This window comes from Archangium gephyra, from assembly GCF_049060025.1.
Taxonomy (GTDB): domain Bacteria; phylum Myxococcota; class Myxococcia; order Myxococcales; family Myxococcaceae; genus Archangium; species Archangium gephyra_A.
The window spans coordinates 7,390,952-7,411,185 of sequence record NZ_JBMEQQ010000002.1; the positions used below are offsets into that span (position 1 = coordinate 7,390,952).

At 68.4% G+C, this 20,234-nt stretch carries 15 protein-coding genes; 3 read left to right on the forward strand and 12 right to left on the reverse strand.

Annotated features, from left to right (window positions below):
* Positions 1-88 precede the first annotated feature (88 nt).
* Complete coding sequence (locus ACN28I_RS32305) at positions 89-1,123, reverse strand: type VI immunity family protein (RefSeq protein ID WP_420945754.1); 1,035 nt, start codon at positions 1,121-1,123, stop codon at positions 89-91.
* Positions 1,124-1,128: 5 nt separating this feature from the next.
* Positions 1,129-1,713 (reverse strand): hypothetical protein, encoded by a 585-nt coding sequence (locus ACN28I_RS32310; RefSeq protein WP_420945755.1) that lies wholly within the window; start codon positions 1,711-1,713, stop codon positions 1,129-1,131.
* 352 nt (positions 1,714-2,065) lie between these two features.
* Between ACN28I_RS32310 and ACN28I_RS32315 the strand changes: the two genes are divergently transcribed.
* Positions 2,066-3,079: an ABC transporter ATP-binding protein gene (locus ACN28I_RS32315; protein ID WP_420945756.1), complete on the forward strand. Its 1,014-nt coding sequence runs from the start codon at positions 2,066-2,068 to the stop codon at positions 3,077-3,079.
* Between the two features lie 23 nt (positions 3,080-3,102).
* Here ACN28I_RS32315 and ACN28I_RS32320 read toward each other — a convergent pair whose 3' ends face one another.
* From ACN28I_RS32320 to ACN28I_RS32350, 7 genes are all read right to left on the reverse strand, one after another.
* Complete coding sequence (locus ACN28I_RS32320; RefSeq protein WP_420945757.1) at positions 3,103-5,391, reverse strand: TonB-dependent receptor; 2,289 nt, start codon at positions 5,389-5,391, stop codon at positions 3,103-3,105.
* Positions 5,392-5,574: 183 nt separating this feature from the next.
* Entirely contained in the window at positions 5,575-6,804 is a 1,230-nt protein-coding gene (locus ACN28I_RS32325) for a PepSY-associated TM helix domain-containing protein (protein WP_420945758.1), read from the reverse strand.
* A gap of 35 nt (positions 6,805-6,839) precedes the next feature.
* Positions 6,840-7,694 (reverse strand): TonB family protein, encoded by an 855-nt coding sequence (locus ACN28I_RS32330; protein ID WP_420945759.1) that lies wholly within the window; start codon positions 7,692-7,694, stop codon positions 6,840-6,842.
* Positions 7,695-7,851: 157 nt separating this feature from the next.
* Entirely contained in the window at positions 7,852-8,532 is a 681-nt protein-coding gene (locus tag ACN28I_RS32335; protein ID WP_420945760.1) for a Fe2+-dependent dioxygenase, read from the reverse strand.
* A 61-nt stretch (positions 8,533-8,593) separates the two neighbouring features.
* Complete coding sequence (locus ACN28I_RS32340; RefSeq protein WP_420945761.1) at positions 8,594-11,812, reverse strand: FAD-dependent oxidoreductase; 3,219 nt, start codon at positions 11,810-11,812, stop codon at positions 8,594-8,596.
* 95 nt (positions 11,813-11,907) lie between these two features.
* Entirely contained in the window at positions 11,908-13,581 is a 1,674-nt protein-coding gene (locus ACN28I_RS32345; RefSeq protein ID WP_420945762.1) for a methyltransferase, read from the reverse strand.
* Positions 13,578-15,929, reverse strand: a complete 2,352-nt coding sequence (locus tag ACN28I_RS32350) for a glycosyltransferase (protein WP_420945763.1) — start codon at positions 15,927-15,929, stop codon at positions 13,578-13,580. The genes ACN28I_RS32345 and ACN28I_RS32350 overlap by 4 nt, the downstream gene beginning before the upstream one ends.
* A 202-nt stretch (positions 15,930-16,131) precedes the next feature.
* Between ACN28I_RS32350 and ACN28I_RS32355 the strand changes: the two genes are divergently transcribed.
* Positions 16,132-16,902 (forward strand): hypothetical protein, encoded by a 771-nt coding sequence (locus ACN28I_RS32355; RefSeq protein ID WP_420945764.1) that lies wholly within the window; start codon positions 16,132-16,134, stop codon positions 16,900-16,902.
* 101 nt (positions 16,903-17,003) lie between these two features.
* Positions 17,004-18,776, forward strand: coding sequence for an adventurous gliding motility protein AgmC (gene agmC, locus ACN28I_RS32360; protein ID WP_420945765.1), 1,773 nt, complete (start codon positions 17,004-17,006; stop codon positions 18,774-18,776).
* 23 nt (positions 18,777-18,799) lie between these two features.
* Here the strand turns inward: agmC and ACN28I_RS32365 are convergent, their stop codons facing one another.
* From ACN28I_RS32365 to ACN28I_RS32375, 3 genes are all read right to left on the reverse strand, one after another.
* Positions 18,800-19,381, reverse strand: a complete 582-nt coding sequence (locus tag ACN28I_RS32365; RefSeq protein ID WP_420945766.1) for a hypothetical protein — start codon at positions 19,379-19,381, stop codon at positions 18,800-18,802.
* 192 nt (positions 19,382-19,573) lie between these two features.
* The gene (locus tag ACN28I_RS32370; protein ID WP_420948910.1) at positions 19,574-19,741 is read right to left on the reverse strand and encodes a hypothetical protein; all 168 of its coding nucleotides are present in this window, start codon (positions 19,739-19,741) and stop codon (positions 19,574-19,576) included.
* On the reverse strand, positions 19,738-20,214 hold the full coding sequence (locus ACN28I_RS32375) for a hypothetical protein (protein WP_420945767.1): 477 nt from the start codon (positions 20,212-20,214) through the stop codon (positions 19,738-19,740). The genes ACN28I_RS32370 and ACN28I_RS32375 overlap by 4 nt, the downstream gene beginning before the upstream one ends.
* Positions 20,215-20,234: the final 20 nt, after the last annotated feature.

Genomic DNA, 20,234 nt, shown 5'->3' on the forward strand with positions numbered 1-20,234 from the left:
GACGAATTGCGCCGGAGGTGTTCGCATGGGGCTGGGCAGCGGTGGGCCGGGAGGTTATCAGACGCGGAGCCCCACCGCTGGGGCCGCCTCAATCGAGGAAGCGGCGCCACCAGCGGCGGAGCTCCTCCTCCACGGAGGGACTCTTGCGCTCCAAGAATCCCCAGGGGAAGGGCTCCAGGTAGGGCTCCAGCACGCGGGCGAGCTCACGGTAGGCGGGAAGCGTCTGGCCCTGGTCCAGGTCTCCGGCTTCGGGTGCCTCGCCCAACGTCACGACGGCGCGCTCGCCCTCCAGCTCCTGCACGGTGGTGGGCGAGTGGAGACGGGCGCGCAGGCCCGCGGCGCCTCCGAGCTGGGAGAGGACGGGCGGCCCGAGGAAGTTCATCCAGTGGATGCCATCCACCCGCGTGCCCATGCCGTCGAAGTGGGAGGCCTCGCGGACATCGAAGCCCGGGTGGCGGAACAGCTCGGTGCGCAGACGGTCAAGCTGGTCGTAGATGCGATGCCAGAGGCGGAGGGCAAGTCCGGCGTGCCCGGTGGCGAAGGGCAGGCGGGAAGCCATGTCCATCGCCAACTCCCGCACGTGGTGGGCGCCGTGTTCCTCGAGGTATTCGGTCGGCAGGGTGGCGGAGAGGACGCTCACGCTGCGGGGATGCGGCTCTCGCCAGGGAAGCCGGGCGTGGTAGCTGAAGGAGTAGCCATTTCCCTGTTCGCCGGAGAGGGTGAAGTAAGGATCGGCACCGTCCTTTTCGGCGAAGCGAGCATCGTCGGGCTCATAGTCCTCGAAGAACCTGGGCTCTTTCGGTTCCAGGGTTTCTCGGATGCGCTCCCATCCCGTCTCCTCCAGCTTGAAAGACTGCCACCAGCAGCAGGTGTAATCGGAGAGGGCGCCAGGGTGCCCCTCGATGGCTCGAAGGTAGCTGTCGAGCGCGTGAGTCACCCCAGCGGTGAGGTGGTGGTGATCCTGGGGAATGAAGAAGATGATGCGGACCACGTCCCTCGCGAGGACACGCTCGTACACGTGCTCTCGTACCTGCTTGACGAGCTCCTCTCCGACCCGCTCGAAGCCGTACGACTCACTGCGAAGGGTGCCTTGGATTCGGATGCGTGGATAGCTGGGGGGCATAGGGCCTACTGCCGGCTGATCTCGAGTTGTGGAGTGACGATGACGGGCTCGCATTCACCACCGAGGGCTCTGTACTCCTCCATCTGGAATCGGACGCGCTCATCCCCCCAGGGATCGCCCTGCTCCTTGCCGCAGGGGAACTTCAGCTCGTAGATGCACTGGATCCGAGTGGCGTTCCGGGTGAAGTGGAGGACGAGGTCAGGCTGCTTCGAGCCTGCCCACCTGTCGGTGAGCATGAGGTCGTTCGTGAACTCTTCCCTTCGGTAACGCGGTTCAATGGTGAAGTTGTTGGGGAACTCCTTGGCGAGCCCCTGCTGGATGCATTCAAAGGCCACTGCGTGTTTGAGTTTGCCGAGGTGCCGGGCCCAATCCGGTGCGAGCTTCTTCTTGACGGTGGGGGGCTTTTCGCAATCGGAGGCGGGGAGGGACTTTCCCTTCCCGAAGAGTTCCTCTTCGACCTTGAAGTGGGACTCCTTGACGCACGCGACGATGATCTCCTCCGCGCGCTTCTTCTGCGCTTCGTCGAGGAACTTGGAGACGTTGAGAAAGCCCTGGATGACCTCGGCGGCCTGGACGGCCTTCCCGAGCACCTGTCCAGCCCGGATCGCCCCCGGCGCGAGAATCTCCCCGGTGCTCGGAGCGACGGGGGCGGCGCAGGCGGGTCCACAGGACTGCTGGAACTGGGACGGAGTGCCCGCCGGGTGGGAGTAGAGCGGGCCCGTGGCGCAAGAGAGGCCGAGGACGGCGGCCAGCGAGACGGAGAGAACGAACTGTACCGGAGCTGTTCGCATGGGGCCCGGCGGCGGGGGAGCCATGCCGGAAGGCTACCAGAGACGTGGGGCTCGCCGGTCTCGTACCGGACACCTTTCCGCGAATAGAAGCCCCCAAGACACCGCCGTGCCGATAGTCTGCCGGGTGGATCTCGGTCAGGAGGCAAGCGGCGTGGCAACGGTCTCACTGGAAGGCGTACGCAAGGAGTACCGGGGCGGGGTGGTGGGGGCGAAGGACGTGACGCTGGAAATCGGCGATGGCGAGTTCGTCTCGCTGGTGGGCCCCTCCGGGTGCGGCAAGTCCACGACGCTCAACCTCATCGCCGGGCTGGAGGAGATCTCCGGCGGGGTGCTGCGCATCGACGGCGTGGCCGTCAACGACATGTCTCCGCGCGAGCGCGACATCGCCATGGTGTTCCAGAGCTACGCGCTCTACCCGCACATGGACGTGCGGGGCAACCTGGCCTTCCCGCTGAAGGTGTCGGGCGCGGACAAGGCGACCATCGACCAGCGCGTGAACGAGACGGCGGCGCTGCTCGGGCTGGAGAAGCTGCTGGCGCGGCGGCCCAAGGAACTCAGTGGCGGCCAGCGGCAGCGCGTGGCGCTCGGGCGCGCACTGGTGCGGCGGCCCAAGGTGTTCCTGTTCGACGAGCCCCTGTCGAACCTCGACGCGGCGCTGCGCACGCAGATGCGCGGGGAAATCAAGAAGCTGCACGAGCGGCTGAAGGCGACGTTCATCTACGTCACGCACGACCAGGCCGAGGCGATGACGCTCTCGGACCGGGTGGTGGTGATGAACCAGGGCGAGGTGCAGCAGGTGGCCCCGCCGCGGGCGCTCTACGACGCTCCGGCCAACCTGTTCGTGGCGGGCTTCTTCGGCTCGCCGCGCATCAACCTGGTGAAGCCGGAGACGCTGGGGCTGCGCGAGGACGGGGTGACGCTGGGGCTGCGGCCCGAGCACCTCGAGGTGGGCACGGGCGCGGCGCCCCAGGGCTCGCTGAGCGGCACGGTGTACCTGGTGGAGCCGATGGGCTCGGAGAGCTGGGTGACGGTGGACGTGAGCGGCGAGCGCCTCATCGCACGGGCCGCCGAGGACTTCTCGGCCCCCACGGGCTCGCCGGTGTGGCTGCGCTACGACGCGCAGCGGCTGCACCGCTTCGACACGGCGAGCGGGCGCAGGCGGTGAGGCCCGCGCCCGCCGCGCGTTAGCTAGAAGCGCACCCGGACCGTCAGGTTGGCCGAGCGGCCCTCACCGGGAACCGCCTGCCCGGCGTAGTACTGCTCGTAGTACAGCACGTCGCTGATGTTGTTCAGGTTGAGCTGCAGGTCGACCCGGTTGAAGAGCTGGTAGCTGGCGAAGGCATCGAAGCGCCAGAAGTTGGGCACCTTGACGAAGGCCACGTTCTCCGCGGCCGGGTTGTTGGCCACCGTCACGTCCTGGTACACGGCGCCGGCGCCAATCGAGAGGTGCTCCAGCGGGGTGACGGTCGTCCACAGCGAGAGGCTGCGCGGAGGCGTGCTCGGCAGCGACTGGCCCACGAGATACGCGTTGGTGTGCTCGAGGATCTCCGAGTCGAGCTGGGTGTAGTTGGCGATCACCCTCCAGTTGCTCGTGAGGCTGCCCGTCACGCCCACGCTGAAGCCCTGCACGCGCTGGGCACCCTCGAGGATCGTCGGGGGGCCCGAGGGGTCGGTGTTCGGCACGCGCGCGTTCGTCTTGTCCACGCGGAAGACCGCCGCGTTCAGCCCCAGCCGGTCCTCGAACAGGTCCGTCTTGGCGCCGATCTCGATGGTGGCGTTGCGCTCCGGCTCCAGGTCCACCGTCCCGGTGGTGAGCGTGCCGACCTCGGCCGACGGGTTGGCGGACGTGCCGTACGTCGCGTAGACGCTCGTCTTCTCCAGCGGGTGCACGAGCACGCCCACGCGCCAGTTGAAGAGGTTGTCCTGGCGCCTCAGCACGGTGCGCGTGCGCGTGGCGTCCTCCACCTCGTACTTCGTGTCGAACACGTCGAAGCGCACGGAGCCGAGCACCTCCACGTAGCGGCCGAGGGAGAGCTGCTCCGCCGCGTACGCCCCCACCGTCCACTGCCGGCTCTGGTTGGAGTTGTTGAAGATGGGGTTGACCGCCGAGAGGTCCGGCTCGGGGTTGGGGTTGAACAGGTCGGCGGTGATGTTGGGCCCGGTGGGCAGCCCCACCGCGTTGAGGTTGTTGCGGTTCTGCTCGCGCGTCTCCCACGTCAGCTCGAGCCCGGCGTTCGCCTGGTGCTTCAGGAAGCCCGTCTGCAGCTCGCCGCGCAGGTTGAGCTGGTTGGCGAGGTAGGTGTTGTCCGTGTTGATCTCGAAGCGCTGCCGGCCGATCGTCGTCGGGCTGCCGGTGGTGGGCGTGAGGCCGCGGGGCGCGGTGGGCAGCGCGTAGCGGTCCACTCCGCCCAGGCGCAGCGAGTTGGTGAGCTGGAGGCTGTCACCGAACCGGTGCTGGAACTGTGCGGTGCCGATATGGGCATTCACCCGCTCGGTGTCCTGGCCCCTCACCCCGTAGAAGGCCGTGCGCGGCACGTCGAGGCTCGTCGAGACGGGGTACCCGTTGAAGTAGGGGTGGCCGTAGTCCGGGGTGCTGTCCTCGCGCTGGTAGAGGTAGTCGAGCTCGAGCGCGGTGCTCTGGCCCAGCGAGATGCGCACCGAGGGGGCGATGCCCGCGCGGTTCTCCGTGACGTGGTCACGGCCCGCCACGCCGGAGAGCTGGCCCAGCGCGTTGAGGCGCACCTGGACGCGGTCGTTGACGGCCTCGTTGATGTCGGCCTCGACACGGCCCATGGGCGCGCTGCCGCCCGACAGGCTCACGCTGCGGAAGGAGCGCCGCATCGGCTTCTTCGTGACGAGGTTGAGCGCGCCGCCCGTCGAGCCGCGGCCGAAGAGGACGGAGGACGGGCCGAAGTAGACCTCGACCCCCTGGAGGTTGAAGGTGTCGCGCGTGAACCAGCCCAGGTCGCGCACGCCGTCGCGGAACGTGTCCGTCTGCGCCGAGAAGCCCCGCAGGTTGAAGGAGTCACCCTGGCGGCCGCCCTCGCCCGCGGCGACGGTGATGCCGGACACGTTGCGCAGGGCATCGCGCACCGACGTCGCCTGCTGCTCCTGGATGACATTGCGGGAGACCACGGTGACGCTCTGGGGCGTGTTCACCAGCGGCGCCGGCAGCCGCGCGAGGCTGCTCTCCGGGGCGTGGTAGCTCTCCGGCTCCGCCGCCTCCTGCACCTGGACGGTGGGCAGCACGAACGTGTCCTGGGCGCCCTCCGGCTTCTGCTCGGGAGCCGGGGCCGGCTGCTCCGTGCGCGGCGCGTCCGCGGGAGGCGTCGTCTCCTGGGCGAGCGCTCCGCCCGCCGCCAGCGCCGACGCGAGGCCCACCGCCGCGTGTCCCAGCGGCCACAGCGCGCCACGCACGCCTCCGGCAGTGCCCTTCGTCGAGCGGATGCCCGTCTTGTTGTTCTTGGTGGAAGACATGTGTGCCCTGTGTCCTTCTGTCGTGTCGGGGTGGCCCGGCCGGCGGGGGTTCAACTCGGCCTCACCCTGAATTTGAGAAGCATTCTCATATTCAGGATTGGAGGGGAGGTCAATGATTCTCGTATGGCTTTACGGCGCGCGCGGAGTGGGGCTCCGCGCGTTGCGAGCAATGGCAGTGGGCCGTCAGGCCGCCGTTTCGGTCTCGGACCGGGCCGGAGCCGTCTCGGGTTCCACGGCGGCGGCGCTGGGGCGGCGGCTCGGGAAGAAGCGCCTCCAGGACAACGCGAAGCCCGTCCACACGAGCAGGACTCCGCCCAGCGAGGCGATGGCGGCGAGGAGCTGGCCGAACCACCCGAGGGCTTCACCCGTGTGCAGGAAGCGCATCCACGAGCGGGCCTTGCGGCCGAGGTTGTAGTCCGCGAAGGTCTCGCGGCGCAGCACCTGGCCGGTGAAGGGGTCCATCGAGACCTGGGCGGCGGCGAAGAGCGGCCACGCGCCCTGCTCCCGGATGGCGAAGGTGAGCGCCTGCGGGCCCTGCGCCTGCTGGGGCGCATTGGGGCGCTGTCCACCGCCCAGGCGCACCGTGATCGTCTCCCAGGCCGGCACCTGCTTGCGGGCCTCGGCGAAGAGCGGCTCGAGGCCGATCGGCTTCGCGCCTTCCGGCGGGGTGGGGACCTTCACCGCGGGCGCGGCGGCCGGGCCCTGGGCGGCGGGAGGCGCGTTGCCCGTGACCTTGAAGACGAGATCCGAGGCCCACTTGTAGGAGATGACCATGCCCGTCGTCGTCAGGACGATGAGCACGGGCAGGGACCAGAAGCCGATGGTGTTGTGCCAGTTGAAGTCGCGCGCCTTGCCCTTCAGCCCGCGCCGGAACCACAGCGTGGGGCGCATGGCCCGCAGCGTCCACTTGCGAGGCCACCACAGGTACAGGCCGGAGATCGCCAGGAAGAGGAAGGCGGCGTTGGACACGCCGGTGATGGCCTTGCCCACGGGGCGGTTGTCCCCGTGCGCGCCGAGCCACCGGTGCCACTCCTCCATGACATGGAAGAACGAGCGCCAGCCCTGGGCACCCTGCTCGCGCACCTCGCCTGTGTAGGGATTCACATAGACGCCCTCGGCGCGGCCGGTGAGCACCAGCACGGCGGAGTCCGGCTCGGGATAGACCGTCACGCCCGAGGGCTGCGCCTTCGGCCGCTCGGCCTTCACGCGGGCCACCAGCTCGTCGACGGACAGGCGCGGCGCGTCCGGAGCGGGCACCTGCACCCGCCGGGCATCGCTGTCGGCCCAGGCGAGAATCTGCGGCTCGAAGGCGATCGCCGCTCCGGTGAGCGACATGATCGCGATGACGATTCCGGCGATGACGCCGGAGACCAGGTGGGGCCAGAAGATGATCTTGCGAAAGGTGATGCTCATTCAGGTGCCTCGGGTGCGGAGCCCCCCTCCGCGCTTCACTTCAGGGAAAACTGGACGGGAATCTCGACGATGACGCGCACCGGACGCCCCTGGCGCCCGAGGGCCGGCGAGAAGCGCCACTGGCTGACGGCGGAGATGGCCGCGGCGTCGAGCTCGGGGACCGAGCGGATGACGCGCGTGTGCTCGGGCTCCACGCGCCCATCCGTGCCGATGATGATGCGCACCAGCACGAGCCCCTCGATGCCATCGGCCTTGGCCCGCCGGGGATAGCGCGGCTTCACCTGCTGGAGCACTTCCGGAGCGCGCGCCACCTGCTTCAGCTCGAGCGCCGCGCCACCCGTGGCACCCAGCAGCCCGCCCTCACGGCCGTCGAGCACGCCGCCCACGATTCCCGCGACGACGCCTTCCACGCCCGGGGTGCCCGTCGAGGCCACCGCCTCGGAGGCGGGCGGCGTGTCCTGCTGCGTCTCGGGGTTGGCCGTCTCGGCCGGCGCCTCCTCGCGCGGCTCGGGAACCGGCGTCTTCACCGAGAGCTCCGGCAGGGTGCGCGGGGGACGGGTCCTCGCCTGACGCTGCACCCGCTCGGGCGCCACCGCGTGGGAGGCCGTGGCGGGGGAAGCCGCGGCGGGCGGTGGCGGGAAGGAGAAGAACACCACCTCCGGCTCCTCGGGGAGCTCGGCGGCGGGGGCACTCTGGGGCAGCGCCAGCCAGGCGAGCAGCGTCCCGGCGTGCACGAGCGTGGCGATCAGCAGCGCCCAGCCCCAGCGCTCCCGCTCTCCACCCGAGGTGGCTTCGCCCATGCGGAAGAGGCTCACGGCGGGCCGCACGCCCTGCTCCTGCCTGGCGGTGGGGGCTGCGTCCTGCATCTCGATGTGGAAATTGAGAATCATTCTCAGTTGCACCCCAGGCAGAAATACCCCACGTCAGGCGGTCCGTCAACGCGAGGGGGTGCGGAAGGGGGCCGGGCGTCCGGGAAAGTGGCCAGGGGCGGACGCGAGCGGCCTGCCGGAATGTGAGGTGGGAGGCACGGAGGTGGGAGGGAAGCCCTCAGGGCTCGGCCCACTGCCGGAGGAGGTTGTGGTAGACGCCCGTCAGCATGATGAGGGTGGGGCTTTTGGGCACCTCCTTGTTGAGCTGCATGATGGCCATGTCGAGGTCGAAGAGCAGCGAGCGCTGCGAGACGTCGCGGATCATGCTCTGCACCCAGAAGAAGGAAGCGAGCCGGACGCCGCGGGTGACAGCGGTGACGTGGTGCAGGCTGGAGGCGGGGTAGATGATGAGGTCCCCCGCGGGCAGCTTCACCGAGTGGCTGCCATAGGTGTCCTCGACGACGAGCTCGCCGCCGTCATAGGTGTCCGGGTCGGAGAGGAAGAGGGTGGCGGAGACGTCGGTGCGCAGGCGCATCGGCGTGCCGGTGATGGGACGGATGGCGTTGTCGACGTGCGAGCCGAACGTCATGCCCGTGTCGTAGCGGTTGAAGAGGGGCGGGAAGACGCGCTGGGGCAGCACGGCCGAGACGAACAGGGGGCTGCGCTCGAGCCCGCGCAGGACGAGGTCGCCGAGCTCGCGGGCCTGGGGGCTGTTCTCCGGGAGCTGGAGGTTCTTCTTCGCCTGGGCGGACTGGTGGCCGGCGGTGCTGCGGCCATCTTCCCAGGCCGCTTGGTCGAAGATTTCGCGGCAGCGGACCACCTGCTCGGCGGTGAGGACGTTGGGGATGTGAAGCATCATGGGGAGGTTCCGGGGGATTGGAGGCGATGGCTCACGGGGGGAATCCGGGGGCCGGATGGGTTCATACAGGAGCTGCTCCCCACTCCTTGAGTAGCTGGTAGCACGCTTCTTCGCAGCGTTTGTCACCCAGCTTGCGAGCACTTTCGAGTGCCTGCTCAAGCAGCTCGCGCGCCTCCTCTGGATTGGAGTCGGCGTGGAGCACCCGCGCCAGTCTGATGCGGCACGAGTTGGCCTCGCGGAGGGCCTGGAGCTTCAGGAACTGATCCAAGGCCTTCCGGTAGAGCCGCCCGGCCTCTTCGTGGCGACCTGACTTCTGGGCGAGGTCGCCCCTGCTGCGCAGGCTATGTCCCAGGTTGTGCAGCTCTCCTACCTTGTCGAAGAGCTTGCATGCGTCACGGAGAAGGGCGTCGTCCTCGTCCAGTTCACCGAGGTGCCGCAGGCTATAGGCTTGCCCAAGCAGATCCTCCTGCTCACGGAAGCTCTGAAGGGTTTCACTGAAGAGGCGGTGGGCGTCTTCACGCTTGTCCTGGAGGAGCGCGATTCGGGCGAGACCATGGATGCAATAGGCCTCACCCACGGGATCGTCGAACTGCTTCTGCATGGCGCGCGCCCGATGGAAATACGCCTCCGCCTCTCCCAACTTGCCCTCTGCCTGTTCTTGCTCGTACTCGTTGGCGGCGGTGTGGCCCAGCTCCCGGATGCTGGCCGCCACACCCCGTGCATCACCCTCTAGCTCGAAGAGCCGTAGTGCCTCCTGTAGGTGTTGCCGGGCTATCCCGTACTGGGGGCGGCGGAGCAGGTGGAATCGACTCAGGGCCAACAGGCACTGGGCCTCCTTCACGTTGTTTTCCTGTTGCTTCGCTACCTCACGCGCTTTTTCCAGCGGTCGAGTGGAGCCCCGGCCCGAGAAGCGGATGAAATCGCTCAGGTCCAGGGCTGTATCGATGGCCGCATCCGGGTCTTCCCCTTCCAGCTCCCTGGCGAGCAGTTCCTCGAGATTGTCGATCTCCTCGGCGAGCTGGTTGAGCGCCTCGTGTCCGTTGGCTTTCCCGATTCGTGGGCCCAATCGCCGGGCCAGGGAGAAGTAGAAGCCGATGAGCTTCTTCGTGTCGTCCGGCCGGGCAGGCCGGGTGCTGCGAACATGCTCGCGGATGACAACGAGCAATCGCCAACGCTCGCCCTCGGACTCGACCAGCGCGGCTTTCTGCAGGCGTGCAATGGCGTCATCGCTTTCGGGAAAGATGGAGTCGAGCGCCTCTTCCGCCAGTCCTGCTGGGAGCAGGGACAGTGCCGAGAGTAGCCGGAGGGACTGGGACAGTATTGGGTTGGTGAGCGAGAACTCGATGGACGCAGCGAGGCTCGAGCCTTGGCCGGAGCCCGACTGGAGCATCGCCGTGCGGCGTTTCCGCCATCGCCGGAGGGTGACTTTCAGTTTCACGCCCTGGGCCTGCTTCGCCATGAGCTTGACCGCGAGCGGCACCCCCTCCATGTCCTTGAGCAACTCCTGAAGGTCCGGGTCGTCCGGCTCCACGTTGTAGGCGATGGAGCGGAATAGCTGGAGCGACTCCTCCATCGACATTCGAGGTACCGAGATCGGGTGGCTGGGGATTCCGAAGTCCGGCTGCTCATGGCCACGGAGGGTGATGATGAGGGCCAGCTTCGGGATGCTGGCCAGACTTTGGAGCAGGTCTTCCGTTCCCGGACGGTCTTTCATCCATGGCGTGTCGGCGTTGTCGAGGACGAGCAACGCAGGATCCTTGTCCAGCTCGGTCAGCACTCGTGCCGACGAGTCCGAGACACTGGTGAGTCGCATGGACTGGGCGATTCTCGCGGCCACGGTCTCCCGCGTGTCCGCCTCCTCCAGACGGGCGAAGTACCGGTGCCCCGCATAGCGTTTCTCGGCGTCGGCATGCTCGAGCGCCGCGATGGCGAGGGTACTCTTTCCGATGCCAGGTGCGCCGAGCACCACCACCGGGCGGGGATTGGGGGTGAGTATCTCCTCGAGGAGTTGCTTCATAGCCTGCTTGCGGCCGATGAGGGGAGGTGCCTTGGGAAGCCGTGGACTGGGCGTGGCATGCGGAGCTTCCGTGGCACAGGTCTGCTTCCGGGAGAAGGTCTGGTCGCGCCAGATGGGGTCGCGGGTCTGGTCGAGCTCGTTGATGCTGCGCAGATGCCCGGAGGCTCTGCTCCAGAGCCAGGAGAAGTCGCGCTCCAGGGCAGGGGCAGTGCCATGCCGGATGATGACGCGATGGAAGGAGTCCTTCCTATCCGGATTGAAGTGCACCTCGAAAAGGTCGTCCCTTTGGGGCTCCACTTTCGTGATGGAGCCTGGAAGGTATTGGAGGTGCCCCCCCATAAGAAGGCGGGAGAGCAGGAACCGGTTGAGGATGCTGGCCTTGGCGCTCAGCGGGAATGGCTCCGGGCTGTTGAGCACTGTCTGGTTGTCGTTGCGTAGCCGCTCACGGATGCGCTGGTCGATGAGGCCGGGGACTGGCAGGGTCTGATATTGCTGGAGAAGCTCGTGGGAGGACGGTTCTTGTTGGTGGAGCTTCTCCTCGATATCGAGCAGTGCCTGTTCTACGGGCTCTAATTCCGAGTCTGATAGCAGCTCTTGGACGATGTGCTCATGCCGGAAGTCCTGCAGTCGGAGCCTCAGGAGGTCCACGAGGCCCCCATCGCCAATTCCCGAGACGAGGAACCGGCTACCGGGATCGGGGAAGTGCTGGTGTAGGCCGTCATCCGTCCAATAGCGAGGAGTCTTCGCACCTGGAATGCCCATCTCATCGCCGAAGCCCACGGCGAAAACCACGGCGGAAAACCTGCCGCTCTCGAACTTTGGTGCATTCCAGGTGAACACGTGGGGCGGGTTCCCGCCTGGCACATGCGTGATGTACTCCGCATGCAAGAGGACTCGGATGTTGAGCTCCTCCTGAATCTCATGCCACTGCGTGAGCAACTTCCGCGCGACGTCTCCAGCCGTGCCAGCCGACCAGTCCATCAAGGGAAGCTCGGCGCGGTCCCGCTTCGCGCCAGGCCGAGGCCATTCATAGATGTGTGGATGTAGCCAGCGTGTATGGTTGCCTCGGAACGTGGACAGCACCTGGCCCAGCCGTTCGAGCACGGTGACCCTGGCGCCCAGTTGTGCTGCTCCCGCGGCGAAGGTCAGGCCCGCCGCGCCTGCTCCGATGACGAGGACCTCGGCTCCACGCGAGAGTCGTCGCTCCTCGAATAGCGAGAAGGCCAGGTTCAGTGCCCGTACCTGCTGGGAGTACAACGTCACGCGCCGCTCAAGGCATCCCAGGATGAAGACTCCTGGCAGGGAGGGGACCTCCATGTGGTGTAAGAGCTGGTGGGGCGTCGGGAGGCTCATTGTGTTCATGGAATCCCCGCCACGAGTATCTGGCTCACGGCGGAGAGGGAGCGCCGTTCGACGAGTCTCAAGCCTGCCTTCTCGATCAGGGGTCGGAAGTCCGCCTCGGTGCGTTCCGTGCCCCCGGTCGTGACGAGCATGTGCAAATCCAGGAGGGAGCCACCCAGATCCTCTTGGTCACGCACCAGCTCGATGACATGCAGCCGTCCATCTGGATCCAATGACTCCCGCGCGCGTTGGAGGATGCGCACAGCCTCCGCATCGCTCCAGTCGTGGAGGATGCGAGCCAGGATGATGGTGTCGGCCTGGGTGCCCCAAGGCTCGAAGAAGTCTCCCGCGATGACCTTCATCCTGCCGGCCAGCTCCGCGGGGACCTCCAGGCTTCGGGCCACCTCGGGCCTTTCCAGCAGCAGGCCATGGAGTCCAGGCCGTTCCCGGAGGAGGTTTCCCAGGAGCACGCCCGAGCCTCCGCCCGCGTCCAACACCGTCCCGTGCGTCACGTCGTGCAGCGCCTTGGCGATGCGGGCGTAATCGTGGCGGGCATAGCTCGCCATGGCGCGGTGATAGCTCGCCACATGCTGCGAATCTTTCGAGAGCGCCTCGAAGAAACGCGGAGGTTCCCACGTGCCGTGGGCGCGCAAGGCCTCGGGGAGCGCCTCCCACAAGGGGTAACAGTCCCGCCCCCAGTGGAGCGCCGCATCGGCCATCTGCAACGGGTGCTCGCGGTGGAGGAGGGCGCCCCTGGGTGTTGCACGCCAGATGTCTCCTTCGTGTGTCACGAGCCCCAGCTCGCCGAGTGCGCGCAGCAGCCGCTCGCATCGGTCTGGTGCCAGGGCCCGCAGCTCCGCGACCCGGGCCGTGGTGGCGGGCAGGGCCTCGATGATGCGCAGCTCCGCGGCGGCACACAGGGCCTGTGTCCTCCAGAAGCCCACCATGTCTCCCGACAGTGCCTGTAGCTCGCTGCGCCTGGGTGGCCGCAGCTCACGCACGGTCTCTCCCGACTCATCAATGACGAGCAGCGAGCCGTCCTCGCTCTCCACCCTCGCCTGTCCATTGTAGAAGGGCTCCACCGTGACGAAGCGCCGCGCGTAGAGAGGCTCGCCCGTGCTGTCCACGTGGTGCCAGCCGCGCTCGTCCCGGGCTCGGGCATGGCCCTTGTGGAATACGTCCAGGTCCAGGAAGCGCCGTCCGTTCAGCGGCTGGCCGTCCTTGTGGATGTGCAGGTGCAGCCCCGAGGCGTCCTGCACCACCGCGAGGCCGTCCCGGAAGTCTCCGGCATACGCGTACCGTTCCGGGTACGCCGGGTGGCCCTCCCGGCCGACATGGAAGTAGTGGCCGTCCCTCTCTCTCACCGTGCAGCGGCCGTCCTGGAAGTTCCCGCACCACGCATACCGCTCGGGTGACAGCTCCGAGCCGTCGGGGCGGATGTGGAAGGCGCCGCTCCCATCCACCACCGTGGCCAGCTCCTCGTAGAACCCGAAGGTCCGCGTGAAGCGCCGTGCGTACGCGGCCCGGCCCAGGACGTCGATGTGGAAGGCGCCCGTGCCGTCCTTCGCCGCGGCCAGCCCCGGGGCATGAAAGGACAGCACCTCGAGGAACCGGACCGGGTAGAGCGGTGCTCCTTCGAGCGTGTGATGGGTCCGGTCCGCCGCCACGCGTGTCCTCTCCCACGGGCTCATCGTCCAGCCTCCACCGGCTGGCGCATGTTGCAGCTCCGGCACAGCGGGTGCTCCTGGTACGTCTCGCGCAGCCGCTGGTAGGCCTCGCCGTTCCACACCTCCTGGATGCCCACCTGGTGCAGGTTGCCGAGCTCACCCAGGGTGCGCCGCTGCTCGTCCGGCGCGCAGCACGGGTCGAAGCGGCCCTCGGCGCTCACCCAAGCCTCCTTGCCCAGGAACGGGCACCTCGCTCCCGGCGCCAGGTCCTCCACCGCGCCCGCGTCCAGCTCGTGGATGTTCTCCAGCAACACCCGGCGGCCCTCCGGCAGCGGGTGCTCCTCCACCGCCCGGCGCGCCTCGCGCACCGCCGCGTTCCAACGAGCGATGGCCTCCGGGTCGCGCCGCATCGACAGCGGTTTGATCTGCGCGAAGTGCGCCCACAGGTGGTGCCCCTTCACCCGGTCCACCCCGAGGCTCGCGGCGAGCCGCACGATGTCCGCCAGCTCGCCCACGTTGGTCTCCAGGAAGGTGAGCTGCAGCGTCACCCGGCATCGATGCCCGCCAGCCCGGGCATGCGCGTCCCGCTCGGCGATGAAGGTGCGCAGGTTCTCCAGCACCCGCTCCCAGCGCGTGCCGAGCATGATGGCTTCCTGCGTCTGCTTCGTCGCCCCGTTCCAGGAGATCTTCACGTCCGACAGGATGGGTACCAGCCGCCGGGCCCACTCGCGCGCTCCCCTCCGGGGGAAGGTGCCGTTCGTGGTCAGGTTCATCAGCAGCCCATGCGACATGCACAGGTCGATGATGTCGTCGAAGTGGTCGTAGATGAGCGGCTCGCCCATCGTGGAGGGGATGATCTCCCGCAGGGGCGTGTCCCGCGAGTCCTCCATCACCTGGCGCAGCAGCTCGATGGGCATGCGGCGTTTCGGCTTCCCGGCGGCCTTGCGCGCGCTCTGCTTGTCGCTGTGCGGCGAGTGCTCCTCGCACATGATGCACTTCAGGTTGCAGTCATCCGGGTTGGTGTCGAACGTGATGCGCCAGGGGCCCGGCTTCGAGGGCGTCCGCGCGGCGCGTTGGTCCCGGATGACCTGGGCGTAGAGCGCCTCCACGTCGTGGACATGGTCCTTCATGTCCATCACATCGCCACGATCCGACTGGACGTAGCCGCGTGCGCCGAGCCGTGCGGCCAGCGCGGGCTCGTCCACCAGCTTCTGCAGGGCGTGCGTGAGCGCCACGGGATTGCGGTGCTCGAAGAGCAGTCCATTCACCCCGTCCTGGACGTACTCGCGCATCCCGCCCGCGTCCGCGGTGATGACGGGGACGCGCGCCTGCAGGGCCTCGTGGATGACGAGCGGCGAGTTCTCCGCCCAGATGGAGGGCACCACGATGGCGTCCACGTGGTTGAACACGTCCCGGACGATGTCCGGGTTGCGGTACTCGGGCAGCCACTCGACGCGCCGGGCCGCATCACCCGGCAGCGCGCGGGCCAGGGCCTTGAGTGCGTCCGTGTTCGCTCCCCGGGGCCGGCCGTAGATGCGCAGCCGTGCCGGCCCTCTCACCCGGCCGAAGGCCTCGAGGAGGTGGTGGATGCCCTTGGCCGGGATGTGCGTGCCGATGTACCCGAAGACGAAGTCCTGCTCCGGTTGCCGCTCCCGGCCGGCGAGCCGCCCGAGGTCGAAGCCGTAGTCCAGGTAGCGCAGCTTGGAGGCGGGCAGGCCGAAGTCATCCCGGAACCGCTCCAGCAGGTAGCGCGAGGGCGCGAGGAACACGTCCACCAGTCCGGCCATGCGCCGCACGTGCTCCATCCTCCGGTGCACCCAGTCCGACCATTGGGTCACGTCCCGCTCGCGCTCCTCGGGAGCGCCCGAGAAGTAGCGGGCGTAGCAGCGCTCGGCGCACTTGCGGTTCTCCTGGCCCTCGCACGCGGCCCAGAGGTTGCCCGGGTCCTCCGGGTGCATCTGCATGAACTGGCCGCGGGGACACATCAGCCAGTAGTCGTGCAGGGTGAAGACGATGGGGATGCGACGTGATGCCGCCTGTTCGAGGAGTGAAGTCGACAGGTGGTTGAGGTGTCCCACGTGGACGACGTGGGGCCGGAGCGTGTCGAGCAGCCCGGCGAAGCGCTGGTCGACGCCCTCATGCCGGTAGCGGTCACGGCTGTTGGGCATGTTGACGAGGTGCAGCTCGACGCGCGGGTCGTCCGGGTCGCGCTCGTGGAGCACCGTGTAGTCCGGTGCGAAGGGGTCCTCGTAGCGCGTGAAGACGTGGACCTCGTGCCGCTCGGCGAGGCCCTGGGAGAGGGCCTGCGTGTACACCTCCGAGCCGGCGTTGAACCGCATGGGATAGCCGTGGATGACCTGCAGGATGCGCATGGGATGCCCCCAATCATGAGGGCGGCTTCTGTCCGGGTCTCGCCGCCGTTCGGCCCAGCGACCGCACCGGCTCGAAGGCCGTCCACCCGACCCGTAGGTGGTGCTCCGCGGAAGTAGGGTGGCGGTAAACGTAGACCCCGCTCCTCCGGGATGCCATCCGCCCGATGGGCGGTGTCGGGTTTGTGGCTTTAGACTCGAGCCCATGCTCGCGACCCTGCTCGTCCTCTCCGTTCTCCAGATTTCCCCGGCGGACGCACCCCGGCTCGACGTGGAGCCGCCTCGTGCGTTGAGCCTGCTCTCCCCGTCGCTCGCCGCGCCCCCGAGCTATGGGCTCCTCTCGCACGAGCACGCGCCCGGCAGGCCCGCGCGCTCCTCGCGCTTCTCCTTCCTGCGTGCCTTCGGCGAGCTCTTCACCGGCTTCGGCTCGCAGCTCGTCGTGGGCACCGGCCTGTGGGCCATGGAGGTGCTCACCCTCTTCGGGGCCACCGTCCTCTCCTCCGCCTTCACCGGCGGCGAGGGCACCGATTTCGTCCTCGGCGCGGGCACGCACGCGATGATCGTCCTCAACGGCGCCATCCTCCCGCTGCTGAGCACCCTGCCCATCTGGCTCATCGCCAGCACCGACCTCGGCTACTCCCACAGCTTCATCTGGACGTGGCTCTCCGGCATCGCCACCTACGCCGCCTTCTGGTCCTTCCAGTACAGCCAGCCCTCGCGCTACGGCGGCCTCGAGCTCGTCCTCTGGCCCACCCACGTGGCCAGTTGGTTCCTCGTGGCCCTGGTGCAGACCGCCGTCATCAACCTCACCAAGGAGCGCTCCTCCTCCTTCGCGGCCAGGGCTCCCGCGGGCGCGCTGCTCAACGTCGATGGCTCGCGCGTCTCCCTGGGCGCTCCGCTTCCGGTGATCGCCCCGGACGTGTCCCGGCCCGGCCGCGTGGTGTCCGTGTTCTCGCTCGCGCAGGGCCGCTTCTGAAGCGGGCGGTGGCTCGCTTGGATGGAGGGCACACGGCCTTCGGGAGTTGCCGCTCTCCCTTGTTTTCTCGTATGACGAGAGGAGGACACCGGAGGTGTACCGTGTCGCCCTCTGTCTCGCGTCGCTTCATCCCGGGCCTGGTGCCGGGGTTCCCGCTTGGGCTGCTGGCCCTGGTGTTCGGGCTGCTGCCAGCGGCGGTTCGCGCCGAGCCGGACGTCTTCGGCCTGGGCAATGGCCAGCATGGCAGCCTGCGGGTGGGGAGCGCGGGGTTCGTCATCAATGACGCCACGGCGCTCACCGCCGAGGCCTCCGCGGGAGCCACCGAGCTGCGCGTGGAGGACGCCACGGCCTTCAAGGCGGGCGAGCTGGTGCTGGTGCTGCAGATGAGGGAGGAGCTGTCGTTCGATGCGCTCCGCGCGGCGGTGGACGAGCTCGATGCGCGGGGCTCGGGCGCGGGCCGGTGGGAGCTGGCGCGCCTGTCGGAGGTGGCGGCCGGGGTGCTGCGCCTGAGCGCGCCGCTGGTGCGGCGCTTCGCCGCGGTCTCCCAGGTGGTGCGCGTGCCCGAGTACACGGACGTGCGCATCTCGAACTTGGGCTCGCTGCGGGCGCGGCCCTGGGACGGGCGCAGCGGCGGCGTGCTGGCGTTCCTGAGCACCGGCACCGTCTTCAACCAGGGAGCGCTGGACGTGGACGGGCTGGGCTTCCGGGGCGGCTCGGCCGAGACGGACGTGGCCGGGGCGCTCTACGACTGTGCGGCGCAGGATGGGACGGCGTCGAGCGGAGGGGGCGCGCGCAAGGGCGAGGGGCTCGCGGGCCTGGGCGAAGGAATCCCCCGGAGCGGGTATGGCCGGCTCGCCAACGCGGGCGGGGGCGGCAACTGCCATGACGCGGGCGGTGGAGGCGGAGGCCATGTCGGCCAGGGCGGCCAGGGCGGCCGTTCCTCGCAGGAGACCTCGGAGCGCGACGTGGGAGGCCGGGGCGGCTCGGCGCTGCGCTATGCGCGGACCGTGGAGCGGTTGCTGCTCGGTGGCGGCGGTGGCGCGGGCATCGAGGGCTCCGCGGGAGGCGTGGGTGGCGGCATCGTCTTCATGCGCGCCCGGGAGGTACAGGGCCCGAAGCCGCGTGGCTTCATCACCGCCAATGGGCTGGCCGCGCCCTCGGCCAGTGCTCTGCACGGAGGCGGCGGGGGTGGAGGCGCGGGTGGCACGGTGCACGTGCGTGTCGCGGAGCAGCTCGGCTGCACCGTGCTCTCGGCCAACGGCGGGGTGGGCGCGGACAGCAATGCCTCTCCGGGCGGGGGCGGCGGAGGCGGGCTGCTGTTCATCCAGGCCGAGGGAGGTGTGCCCGCGGACTGTACCGCCACCGTGCGCGCGGGACTCTCGGGTTACACGCCGATGGGCGCCCGGGGCGCGGAGCCCGTTGCCGCGGCGGACCCGCTCTACGCGGGCCGTGCGGACGTGCTCGACCAGGCCTTCGCCGCGCCCGCGGTGCCCCGCTGGGTGTCTCCCGGCGCGGGGGAGGGGGGCGTCGCGGCGAAGCCGCGTCTCGAGGGCAGGACGGCGCCTGGGGCGACCGTGCAGGTGTTGCTCGATGGCGCGCCGCTCGGTGAGCCCGTGGTGGCGGACGACGCGGGCGTCTTCTTCGTCGTGCCTTCCACGGAGCTCGCGGAGGGGCCCCACGAGGCGTCCGCCTGGGCCGAGCAGTATGGCTACAGGAGCGCCCCGTCGGCGCCGCTCGGCTTCACCGTGGGCAGCCTCGTGCTGCAGGTGGGCTTCGGGTGTGGCGTGGCTTCGGGAAGCGGAGTGTGGGGGCTCGGGCTCGCCGTGCTCGCGCTGGTGCTGTGTGGAGCCCGAAGGGGAGCGGGGAGGGGCTGAGCGGAACGCCGACCTTTGCGCGCCTACGTGTCATCCCGATACCCGTCGGCCATGGAGAGCGGGTAGAGGGCGCGGTGGTTGAAGTCGGGGTGGTACGCCGCCAGGTAGAGCTCGGAGCCAATCTTCACCCACGCTCGTCTCGCGGGGTTGGGTTGTGCCCGCAGCCAGGCCTCCGCCTCCTCGTGAGTGGCGAAGGAGGCCGTGGCCACGGGGGGCACCTCTTTCTCGAGGTCGACGAGGTAGCAGTTGATGCTTCTGGCTATCGGGAGCCGACGGAAGTTCGTTTCGCGATGATACATCACGGCGTGATAGTCATTACCGATCAAGATGTCGGCGAAACATGGTGGAGCGGGGTGTTTGTCGAGCCATGCTTGTGCCTCCTGCTTCGTGTTGAAGGCGGCCACGACATACGGTGGTGCGCAAGCCTCGAGATGCTCCAGGTACTTGCTGAAGGCCGCATACTGGCCAGTCACCGAGATGAACCGAAGCGTATCGAGGATGAACTGGATCAGCTCTTCCTCTCCAACGGCATCGGGGTCGTCGAGGAGTTTCGTGAAGAACTCCTCCGTCTTGCTCAGGCGCTCCTCGAGCTTCCGGGAATTCATCTCGAGGCTGTACGAGAGGGCCGGAGTGAAGGCCCTTGCGGAAGTCCTCGAAGGGGTAGTGCTGGCCGGTGGCTAGAACGAAGATGAGGGCATCTCGCGCGAGGCTGAGAATGCGAGCCTGCTCGGGCGGCTGATCCTCCCTCCATCGCTTCCCAATCACCTCTTGAGGGTGCTGGAGAATGGTTCGAACCTTCATGGTTGTGAGACCGCGAGATGGGAAGTGGAGGGAACATCGTTCAACACGAAGAGCAGGGCCGGTGCGAGGAGCAGGCCCCCGCTGCCCGTGGCAACGACGACGAACGTCACTCCGGCGATGACGACGACGGCTCCCAGCAGGAGTCTCTCACGATGTTGCTTCAACCAATCCACAGCCCGCCAATCGCCGTGAATTCGACGGCTTCGGCTGCGACCCGGTCTCGAAGATCGCAGCAGTCCCGGTAGGCGGGATAGCATCTGGTGCGGCACATTTGTTGTTTTGAGTAATCGGTCGCGTGCTTCCAGTTCTTGCCCTTGAGTGAGCCCAAGCACATCTGCTGGCACTGTTCGAACTCCTCGTCACAGTCGCGCGTCCAGGCGGCCTGGACGATGTGCCCTCCCGTGAGGCCGTTTCCCGCTCGGTAGGGGGAGTATCTCGACAGGTCGAAGCCGCTGATGGGCTTCCACGAGTGCGTCACCTGCCCCCCGTGCGCCTCTTCGATGACGAGCACGTAGCGGGAGAGGTCCTTTGCGTCCGCGGGGCCGTGCGGAGCCGGGTATCGGGCCGCACCACAGGAGACGAGCAGGAGGCAGAGGCTCGCGGCCATCAGTCGTTGAAGAATCGAGATCCGTTCCATACGTGCGAGCGCGGCCTTGT

What these genes read in the sequence shown, in the direction of transcription:
- ACN28I_RS32335 (WP_420945760.1), bottom strand. Translation starts at nt 8,532, where the DNA reads ATGATGCTTCACATCCCCAACGTCCTCACCGCCGAGCAGGTGGTCCGC.
- ACN28I_RS32305 (WP_420945754.1), bottom strand. Translation starts at nt 1,123, where the DNA reads ATGCCCCCCAGCTATCCACGCATCCGAATCCAAGGCACCCTTCGCAGT.
- ACN28I_RS32365 (WP_420945766.1), bottom strand. Translation starts at nt 19,381, where the DNA reads ATGAATTCCCGGAAGCTCGAGGAGCGCCTGAGCAAGACGGAGGAGTTC.
- ACN28I_RS32345 (WP_420945762.1), bottom strand. Translation starts at nt 13,581, where the DNA reads ATGAGCCCGTGGGAGAGGACACGCGTGGCGGCGGACCGGACCCATCAC.
- ACN28I_RS32325 (WP_420945758.1), bottom strand. Translation starts at nt 6,804, where the DNA reads ATGAGCATCACCTTTCGCAAGATCATCTTCTGGCCCCACCTGGTCTCC.
- ACN28I_RS32355 (WP_420945764.1), top strand. Translation starts at nt 16,132, where the DNA reads ATGCTCGCGACCCTGCTCGTCCTCTCCGTTCTCCAGATTTCCCCGGCG.
- ACN28I_RS32330 (WP_420945759.1), bottom strand. Translation starts at nt 7,694, where the DNA reads ATGATTCTCAATTTCCACATCGAGATGCAGGACGCAGCCCCCACCGCC.
- ACN28I_RS32375 (WP_420945767.1), bottom strand. Translation starts at nt 20,214, where the DNA reads ATGGAACGGATCTCGATTCTTCAACGACTGATGGCCGCGAGCCTCTGC.
- ACN28I_RS32320 (WP_420945757.1), bottom strand. Translation starts at nt 5,391, where the DNA reads ATGTCTTCCACCAAGAACAACAAGACGGGCATCCGCTCGACGAAGGGC.
- ACN28I_RS32350 (WP_420945763.1), bottom strand. Translation starts at nt 15,929, where the DNA reads ATGCGCATCCTGCAGGTCATCCACGGCTATCCCATGCGGTTCAACGCC.